Source organism: Nocardia sp. NPDC004604 (assembly GCF_040609795.1).
GTDB lineage: Bacteria > Actinomycetota > Actinomycetes > Mycobacteriales > Mycobacteriaceae > Nocardia.
In genome coordinates, this window is record NZ_JBEXLC010000116.1 from 19,924 (window position 1) to 28,449 (window position 8,526).

10 protein-coding genes and 1 pseudogene are annotated in these 8,526 nt (G+C 68.2%); 5 read left to right on the forward strand and 6 right to left on the reverse strand.

The genetic code is table 11. From position 1 onward, the window contains the following. Window positions 1-25 precede the first annotated feature (25 nt). A complete protein-coding gene (gene gcvT, locus ABZW16_RS32135) occupies window positions 26-1,126 on the forward strand; it encodes a glycine cleavage system aminomethyltransferase GcvT (protein WP_354959848.1) in 1,101 nt (366 codons plus the stop codon). Between the two features lie 57 nt (window positions 1,127-1,183). Beyond that, window positions 1,184-2,284: a branched-chain amino acid aminotransferase gene (locus tag ABZW16_RS32140; protein ID WP_354959849.1), complete on the forward strand. Its 1,101-nt coding sequence runs from the start codon at window positions 1,184-1,186 to the stop codon at window positions 2,282-2,284. A 13-nt stretch (window positions 2,285-2,297) separates the two neighbouring features. On the opposite strand, the gene ABZW16_RS32145 is transcribed toward ABZW16_RS32140, so the two are convergent. Continuing rightward, window positions 2,298-3,011, reverse strand: coding sequence for an MBL fold metallo-hydrolase (locus ABZW16_RS32145; protein ID WP_354959850.1), 714 nt, complete (start codon window positions 3,009-3,011; stop codon window positions 2,298-2,300). 121 nt (window positions 3,012-3,132) lie between these two features. Between ABZW16_RS32145 and ABZW16_RS32150 the strand changes: the two genes are divergently transcribed. Beyond that, window positions 3,133-3,381: a hypothetical protein gene (locus ABZW16_RS32150; protein WP_354959851.1), complete on the forward strand. Its 249-nt coding sequence runs from the start codon at window positions 3,133-3,135 to the stop codon at window positions 3,379-3,381. 130 nt (window positions 3,382-3,511) lie between these two features. Here the strand turns inward: ABZW16_RS32150 and ABZW16_RS32155 are convergent, their stop codons facing one another. The 4 genes from ABZW16_RS32155 to ABZW16_RS32170 all read right to left on the reverse strand — a co-directional run bounded on the left by ABZW16_RS32155 (window position 3,512) and on the right by ABZW16_RS32170 (window position 7,268). Beyond that, entirely contained in the window at window positions 3,512-4,261 is a 750-nt protein-coding gene (locus ABZW16_RS32155) for an adenosylcobinamide-GDP ribazoletransferase (RefSeq protein ID WP_354959852.1), read from the reverse strand. Window positions 4,262-4,265: 4 nt separating this feature from the next. Further along, the gene (gene cobT, locus ABZW16_RS32160; protein ID WP_354959853.1) at window positions 4,266-5,396 is read right to left on the reverse strand and encodes a nicotinate-nucleotide--dimethylbenzimidazole phosphoribosyltransferase; all 1,131 of its coding nucleotides are present in this window, start codon (window positions 5,394-5,396) and stop codon (window positions 4,266-4,268) included. Between the two features lie 172 nt (window positions 5,397-5,568). Beyond that, a complete protein-coding gene (locus ABZW16_RS32165) occupies window positions 5,569-6,123 on the reverse strand; it encodes a bifunctional adenosylcobinamide kinase/adenosylcobinamide-phosphate guanylyltransferase (RefSeq protein WP_354959854.1) in 555 nt (184 codons plus the stop codon). 167 nt (window positions 6,124-6,290) lie between these two features. Continuing rightward, window positions 6,291-7,268, reverse strand: a complete 978-nt coding sequence (locus ABZW16_RS32170; RefSeq protein WP_354959855.1) for a helix-turn-helix domain-containing protein — start codon at window positions 7,266-7,268, stop codon at window positions 6,291-6,293. A gap of 86 nt (window positions 7,269-7,354) precedes the next feature. Between ABZW16_RS32170 and ABZW16_RS32175 the strand changes: the two genes are divergently transcribed. Continuing rightward, window positions 7,355-7,513 carry a hypothetical protein gene (locus ABZW16_RS32175; RefSeq protein ID WP_354959856.1) on the forward strand — a complete coding sequence of 53 codons (159 nt, stop codon included), beginning with the start codon at window positions 7,355-7,357 and terminating at the stop codon, window positions 7,511-7,513. A gap of 63 nt (window positions 7,514-7,576) precedes the next feature. Here the strand turns inward: ABZW16_RS32175 and ABZW16_RS32180 are convergent, their stop codons facing one another. Further along, on the reverse strand, window positions 7,577-8,248 hold the full coding sequence (locus ABZW16_RS32180; protein WP_354959857.1) for a DUF3043 domain-containing protein: 672 nt from the start codon (window positions 8,246-8,248) through the stop codon (window positions 7,577-7,579). Between the two features lie 173 nt (window positions 8,249-8,421). Between ABZW16_RS32180 and ABZW16_RS32185 the strand changes: the two are divergent. After that, a pseudogene (locus tag ABZW16_RS32185) lies at window positions 8,422-8,526 on the forward strand (iron-sulfur cluster insertion protein ErpA); the annotation flags it as partial.

Below are 8,526 nucleotides of genomic sequence, written 5' to 3' on the forward strand. Positions count from 1 at the left end.
GACGACGCCGGGCTAAGCTCGCCGGGTGACCGAGACGAATCTGCTGCAGGGCCCGATCCATGACGTCCATGTCGAGCTCGGGGCGAAGTTCGCGCCGTTCGGCGGGTGGCAGATGCCGGTGTCGTACGCGGGGACGGTCGGCGAGCATCAGGCGGTGCGCACGACCGTCGGCCTGTTCGATGTGAGCCATCTCGGCAAGGCGACGGTCCGCGGTGCGGGTGCGGCGGCGTTCGTGAATTCGGCGCTCACCAATGATCTCGGCCGGATCCGGCCGGGCAAGGCGCAGTACACGCTGTGCTGCGCGCCCGACGGTGGCGTGATCGACGATCTGATCGCCTACTACGTCAGCGATGACGAGATCTTCCTGGTGCCCAATGCCGCCAATACCGCGGCCGTCGTCGCCGAGTTGCAGAAGGTCGCCCCCGAGGGCATCACGGTGACCGATGAGCACCGCGACTACGGCGTGTTCGCGGTGCAGGGACCGCGTTCGACGGAGGTGCTCACCGCGCTCGGGCTGCCGACCGATATGGAGTACATGGCCTACGCCGACGCCGACTGGGACGGACGCCGGGTGCGGGTCTGCCGGACCGGATACACCGGCGAACACGGTTATGAGCTGCTGCCGCGTTGGGCCGATGCCGAGCCGTTGTTCCGCGCGCTCGTCGAGCAGGTCCGCGCACAGGACGGACAGCCAGCCGGTCTCGGCGCACGCGATACCTTGCGCACCGAAATGGGTTACCCGCTGCACGGACATGAACTGTCCCTCGAGATTTCGCCGGTGCAGGCACGCTGCGGGTGGGCGGTCGGCTGGAACAAGCCCGAGTTCTGGGGCAAGGACGCACTGGAACAGGAGAAATCGGCGGGGCCGCGGCGAATCCTGTTGGGACTCAGGGCACTCGACCGGGGCGTGCTGCGGCAGGGACAGTCGGTATTGCGCGACGGCGTACCCGTCGGCGAAACGACCTCTGGCACGTTCTCGCCCACGCTGCAGATCGGCATCGCCCTGGCTCTGTTCGATACCGAGGCGGGCATCGAACCGGGTGCGCAGGTCGAGGTCGACGTCCGCGGCCGCCGCCTGCGCTGTGAGGTCATCCGTCCGCCGTTTGTCCAGGTCCGCACGTCCTGATCGGAGCTTGTCGAACACGCGCACCGCGGCGCGACGGCGCCGGATAGGATCGGGCGCATGACGATCGCCGCACAGTTCACCCGTGTTCCGCATCCCGCGCCCACTCCGGCGCAGCGGGTACAGGAGATTCTGGCGGCACCTGGTTTCGGGCGCTTCTTCACCGACCACATGGTTTCCATCGACTACACCGAGGGCGAGGGTTGGGGCAATGCCCGCGTCGAGCCGTACGGTCCGTTGCCGCTGGATCCGGCGACCATGGTATTCCACTACGGTCAGGCCATCTTCGAAGGGCTGAAGGCCTACCGTCAGCACGACGGCAGCATCTCCTGTTTCCGCATCGACGCGAATGCCGCGCGCTTCCGCAAGTCCGCGCGCCGGATGGCGATGGCGGAACTGCCGGAGGAACTATTCATCGAATCCGTTCGTCAACTGCTCGAGGTCGACAGCGGCTGGGTGCCCGCGGCCGGTGGTGAGGAGTCGCTGTACCTGCGGCCGTTCATGTTCGCCACCGAGGCCGGGCTCGGCGTGAAGCCCGCCTCCGCCTACAAGTACCTGCTGCTGGGTTCGCCTGCGGGCGCGTACTTCCCGCGCGGTGTGAAGCCGGTGCGGGTCTGGCTGTCCACCGAATACGTGCGCGCGGCACCGGGCGGTACCGGCGAGGCGAAGGTCGCCGGTAATTACGCGGCCTCGCTGCTCGCCCAGGCGCAGGCCTCGGAGAAGGGGTGCGATCAGGTCGTCTGGCTCGACGCCTGCGAGCGGCGCTACGTCGAGGAGATGGGCACCAACAACCTGTTCTTCGTCTTCGGTTCCGGCTCCGAGGCGCGCCTGGTCACCCCCGAACTGTCCGGTTCGCTGCTGCCCGGTATCACCCGCGACTCGCTGCTCACCCTCGCCGCCGATTCGGGTTACGTGGTCGAGCAGCGCAAGGTTTCGGTCGAGGAGTGGCGCAAGGGCGCCGAAACCGGAGAGATCACCGAGGTTTTCGCATGCGGGACCGCCGCGGTGATCACCCCCGTCGGCTGGGTTCGCTCCGCCGACGGCGAATTCTCCATCGGCGGTGGCGAACCCGGTGAGGTCACCATGGCGCTGCGCGATACGTTGACCGGTATCCAGCGCGGCACCTTCGCCGATATCCACGGGTGGATGCGCGGCATGTAGGTGGCCTGGGTGGTCAGCTGGGCATGAACATGCGCCATTCCTCCAGGGTCTGCGGCCGCATGACGTAGTTGCTCTCCTTGACCGAGGACAGGGTCGCGGAGGGTTCCTCGGAGTACCAGTGGCCCGGATAGACGACCGGGTCGCCGGACAGGTTCGCGAGATAGCGCAGGCTGCGGAACATTTCGTCGGAGTCACCGCCGGGGAAGTCGGTGCGGCCGCAGCCGTCGACGAAGAGTGTGTCGCCCGCGATGAGGCGATTGTCGAACAGGAAGCACTGGCTGCCCGGCGTGTGGCCGGGGGTGTGCAGCAGTTCGATATCGAAGGCGCCGACGCCGACCTTGTCGCCGTGCTCGTGTCCGGTGAGTTCACTCGGTGCGATGCCGGTGACATTGGCCACCCAGGACAGTTCCTTGGCATTGACGTGCACCGGAACGCTGGTCTTCTCGAGCAGTTCCCGGACCCCGCGCAGGGTGAATCCGAGCATGGTCCCGCCGACATGATCCGGATGGTGATGGGTGGCGAGCACCCCCGTCAGCCGCAGTCCGTCGCCCTCGGCGATATCGACCAGATCCCCGGCCGCATACGCCGGATCCACCACCACACACTCTCCGGTCTGCCGGTCGCCGATCAAATAGGCGAAGTTCCGCATCTGCGTCGCAATCGGATCACCCACGGCGAAGTCCCGACCGGATAACAGCTGACGAAAGTAGAGGCGCTCGGAAGACATACCGCCCACCTTATTGCCCGACCCAGACAATGCGCGCACTACGCCAGCTATCTCCTGGTGAGGGGTGCGCCGGGCGCGGTTGCGGGCATGTGCTCGATCAGCGGGACGAACGAAGCCGGCCGTGCTCGCCGTGCTCGCCGTGCTCGCCGTGCTCGCCGTGCTCGCGACCACCGCGGTATCCCCGGCGATCGCACCGAGTACGCGCACCGGGCGAGTCTCGGCGGCGATATCCGGTGCGGCGGTGACCGGGTCGCGTGCTCGCCCGCCGTACACGCGTTTGCCGGAGTGGCAGCAGTTGATGCGGTCACGCCCTGCATTGGGACGGGATAGCACCCGGTGGGGCCACGTGCGGAAGGTGATGCGGTGGTGACTGATGAGTGCGGCACGCCGCCGTACCACAGGCAGGCGCGGCAACGATCGGTGAGACGATCGGATCTTGTTCGACCTAGCCGGGCCGCCGGACGCGTGTGCCCGGTTGGCGCCGGTACGCGGCGGATGGGTCAGGTGCCCAGCGATAGTCCTGCGGCCGTGATGGCGACGGAAATCTCGAGTGTTGCGCCGAGGATATCGCCGGAGAGGCCGCCGAAGCGGCGCGTGGAATGTCGGACCAGCAGGGCCGAAATGCCCAGGGCGACAAGGACAACGAGCGGACCGAGCCAGCGGTGCTCCGGGACTGTGCAGGCGCTGGCGATAAGGGCGAGCACCACCCAGAGCGCGATGGTGACCGGGCGCTGCGTGCCTGCGACCAGTGCGCCGAAGCCGGTGTCGGGCGCGGCATCGATGCCGCGGCGACAGGCGAGCACCACCGCGACCCGGCCGACGGCCACCGCGAGCACCACCGCGAACCAGCGATCGGCCTGCGCCAGCCCGGCGAACGAAAACGCTTGGATCCCAACGGCGAATACGATCGCCGCCACCCCGAACGGCCCGGCCCCACCACTCTTCATGACCTGCCGGGCCCGCTCGGGCGAACCGTAGGACCCCAACCCGTCCATCGTGTCGGCCAGCCCATCCACATGCATCCCCCGAGTGATCAGCGCCGATCCGGCAACCACAACCAGCCCCGCGAGCGGTGCACTCGCCCCGGCCCACACCAGCAGCCAGAGCACCCCGGCAGCAGCCCCGCCCAGCCCGGCCCCCACCAATGGCGCCAGCGCAATCGCCCGCCCGGCCGCTCCACGATCGACACTGTCCGGCCCCTGCACCGGCAGTACCGTCAGCCAGGAGACCGCAAGCCGCAAACCGGCCACCTGCCTATTTCCGCAGGTCCGGTTGCCCGGTCGCGTCAGGGGCGATGCTGGTCCCGGCTTCGGCTTCGGCTTCGGCTTCGGCTTCGGTGGCCGAATCGGCGGTGCTCACACCGGCTTCCGCGAAGGTTGCCATTTCGGCGAGAGTGGCGACGGCGGCGCGGAGGATGGGGAGGGCGGTGAGGGCGCCGGAGCCTTCGCCGAGGCGCATGTCGAGGTCGAGGAGGGGCTCGAGGCGCAGGTGGCGTAGCGCGAGGGTGTGGGCGGGTTCGGTGGAGCGGTGGCCCGCGAGCCACCAGGCGCTGGCGCCCGCCGCCAGGTCCTCGGCGACCAGGGCGGCTGCCGTGACCACCACACCGTCGAGAATGACGGGGGTGCGGCGGATCGCGGCTTGGGCGAGGAAGCCCGCCATGGCGGCGAAATCGGCGCCCGCGGCCACGCGCAGCAGCTCGACCGGATCCTTGGCGACCGGGCGGGCACGGCGCATGGCATCGCGGATCGCGGCCACCTTGCGGACCCAGCCCGCATCGTCCACACCGGTGCCGCGGCCGACGGCGGCGATCGGCTCGGTATCGGTGAGGGTCGCGATGAGTACGGTCGCCGGAGTGGTGTTGCCGATGCCCATATCGCCCGCGATCAGCAGGTCGGCGCCCCCGTCGATCTCCTCGTCGGCGATCGCCTTGCCCGCTGCCAGTGCCGCTCGGATTTCCTCATCGCTGAGCGCGTCCTCGCGGTCGATCGCCCCGCTGGACCGGCGCACCTTGTGCGCGGCGACCCGCGCGTCGGTATCGGCGTCGACGGAGATATCGACGACGCGTACGGTGGCGCCCGCCACCCCGGCCAGCGTATTCACCGCCGCCCCGCCGCCGAGGAAATTGGCGACCATCTGCGCGGTCACCTCACTCGGGTACGCCGAAACACCATGACGAGCAACGCCGTGATCCCCGGCGAACACCACTACCCGCGCCCGCTCGAATTGCTTCGGTGGACATACCCCCTGGCACGCCGACACCCAATTTCCGAGCGTTTCCAGCCGCCCGAGCGCGCCACCGGGTTTGGTCAGCTGTGCCTGCCGCTGCTCCGCCGCCGTCCGAATTCCCGCGTCGGGTGGCGTAACCGGTCCGAATCCGTCTGTCACTATCGAGCCTTTCCGGGTCGGGGCAGTTCATTCCTACACCGCGCAGTCCTTATCCGGCCCAATCTTGCCGCGACCCCCGCCGACTCGCTCAACCACCCCGCGCCTGTCGTCCGCGAACAGTCGCACGCTGCACTCCTGCCGTGGTGCGGATTCCGAGATGTCGCGTGCGGCCTTACTTCAGGCGCAGCGGCAGGCCCGCGACTATGAAGAACGCTTCATCGCAGCTCTGCGCGAGGCGCTGGTTGAGGGTGCCGATTTCATCGCGGAACAGGCGGCCGGAGCGGGTGGCCGGGATGACGCCCATACCGACCTCGGGGGTCACGATCACCAGGCGGCCCGGATAGGCGGCGACGGCGGTGACCAGGGCGTCGGTGTCGGGGGATATGGTGCCGCGCGGGGCGTCCCAGGCGGCGCGGGCATCGATGCGGGCGGTCAGCCAGCTGCCGATATCGTCGATCAATGTCGTTCCGGCAGGGGGAGCGGCGCTCAGAACCGCTGCCGGATCGGCGCTTTCGAAGACGGTCCAATCCGCGGGCCTGCGGTCACGGTGGCGGGCGATGCGTTCGGCGAAGTCGAGATCGGCCGAATCGGGAATCGCGGTGGCGATGTAACGCACGGGGCCGCCCTCGGCCGCCAGCACTTCCGCGAACGCGGACTTGCCGGATCGCGCGCCACCGAGCACCAGGCTGCGGTGCGGGCGGTTGTGAGCAGGTGAGCTGTCCGACACCGCAGCACCGTATCAATCGGGTCCGCTACCCCCGCGATCAATTGGGTCCCTTATCCGCGCGTCGCGCTGATCGGCGGCCCGGATCGCTACGCACCCCTGCGGTCGGGCGCCCGGTCTCGAGCTACCGAAAGAACGCCGATTCCGCGCGGAACGCTCATTGGCGCGCTTCAGGAGCGTTGCTCGCTGGCCTCCGCGGCGCCGAAGCGGCGGCGGTACTCGGTCGGCGCAATGCCGACGACCTTCTGGAAGTGATGCCGCAGCAGCGCACCGGAACCGAAACCCGCTTGTGCGGCAATCTGTTCCAGGCCCTCGTCGGTGTCCTCGAGCAGATGCTTGGCGTAGAGCACGCGCTGGTTGGTCAGCCATTTCACCGGGGTGGTCCCGGTTTCGGCGGCGAAGCGGCGGGCGAAGGTGCGGGTGGACATCACCGAGCGGGCGGCGAGATCGTCGATCGTGTGCGGCAGCTCGAGATTTTCGCTCATCCACTGCAGGGTGGAGCTGAGGCTGTCGGAGGTGCATTCGGGCACCGGGCGCTCGATGAATTGGCGCTGTCCGCCATCGCGCTGCGGCGGCACCACCATACGTCGGGCGATCGCGTTCGCGACCGAGCTACCGATCTCCCGGCGCACCAGATGCAGGCAGGCGTCGATGCCCGCTGCCGTGCCAGCGGAGGTGATGAGATTGCCTTCGTCGACGAACAGCACATCGGGATCGACGGTCGCCTCCGGGAACTGTGCGGCCAACTGGTCCACATAACGCCAGTGCGTCGTGCATTTGCGACCGTCGAGCAGCCCGGCCGCCCCGGCCAGGAACGCCCCGGAACACACGGTGAGCACGATCGCCCCGGCATCCGAGGCCGCCCGGATCGCGCCGACCACGCGCGCGTCGAACCCGAAGGCGGAAGCGGGGAAGGCCGGAATCGCCACGAGATCGGCCTTCGCCAACTCCTCCAGCCCGTACTCCGGCGTAACGGTGATACCCGGCGTGGTGGACGGCAGCGGCTTGCCCGGTTCGGCACCGCACACCTTGAAATCGAATCCGGGCAGTCCGTCCGCGGTGCGATCGAGCCCGAAAACCTCACAGACCACGCCGAATTCGAACATGGCCAAGCGCTCCGAGAGCACAACGGCGACCTTGGACAGCATGGCTACAGAGTACCTGGCTGGATCTTTGCGGACAATGTCAGTACAGCCACTTTCGGCGGTAAATCATCGAGCGCAAAATTACTGCCATGATTACTTTTCTCATGAGCATGGCGGTTGTGGTGGGCTTCGCGGTTCTGATCACGCGAGCAGGCGGCCACGCCGGATCGGCAAATGTCATCGACCGTGACGCCCAGCGTCTGCAGTCCGACCTGTCCGCGGTCCTCGGCCGCGCACACCACCACTGACCCGGAAACGCCGACAGCCGCACACCTCGATCGAGGTGTGCGGCTGTCGGGACGTGATGGGAGCTACACCGCGTCGCCGGGGCCGACGCGCGGCTTGGGCGCCCGCATCTTGCGAATCTGTGAGGCGCGGACGAAGGAATACCAGCCCAGCTTGTACCCGGTGTCGGTGCTGTCCGGGAAGCGCTCCCGCACCCGCCCGTTGACGATCCGGCCGAGCAGGAACCCCTCGGCGATCATGAACACCATCATCACCAGCATCGCCAACGTCACAATGGTCTGCAGTGCGGGCGCCACGAACATCGACAGGATCAGCACCAGGGCCATCGGCATGAACAGCCCGACCAGGTTGCGTCGGGCGTCGACGATGTCACGTGTGTACGCCCGCACCGGACCCTGGTCGCGGGGTAGCAGGTACTTGTCTTCGCCGGCGAGCATCCTGGCGCGCCGATCCTGGGCGGCCAAACGCCGCTCGGCCGACGCCGCCTTGCGCTCCTCGCGGTTGCCGCGCGTGGCCTTGCGCCGGGCGCGTGCCTCCTTCGCGGTGAGCGGTGCCGGGGCGACCGGGCCACGCCGCTTGCCTTGGGCGTCACGACGTTTCGGGGTGGGACGGCCCTTGCCTTCGGTGGCGGTGGCCGCTTTCGAGATGGAGACTGCGGTCGAGCCGCCGTCCGAGCCCGCCGTCTGGTCGGCGCTCTCGTCGGTGGTGCTGGACTCGCCGCGACGGAACAATTTCACGCGACCAGGCTATTCGATGCACTATGCAGCCGGAAATGTGGTCGGTGGGAGGTTGTGTCCACGGTCGGGTCCGGTGGTGGCAAGATGGGGGAATAACAGCCCGCTGAGTGGTGTTGACAGCCACGAGCCGTGCGCTGTTCACGGGTTGAACACAGCTGTCCTGAGGAGAGTTCATGACTGTGCAAGACGAGACGACCACCCACGGTGTGACTCTGACCGACGCCGCTGCCAGCAAGGCGAAGGCGCTGCTGGATCAAGAGGGTCGCGACGACCTCGCC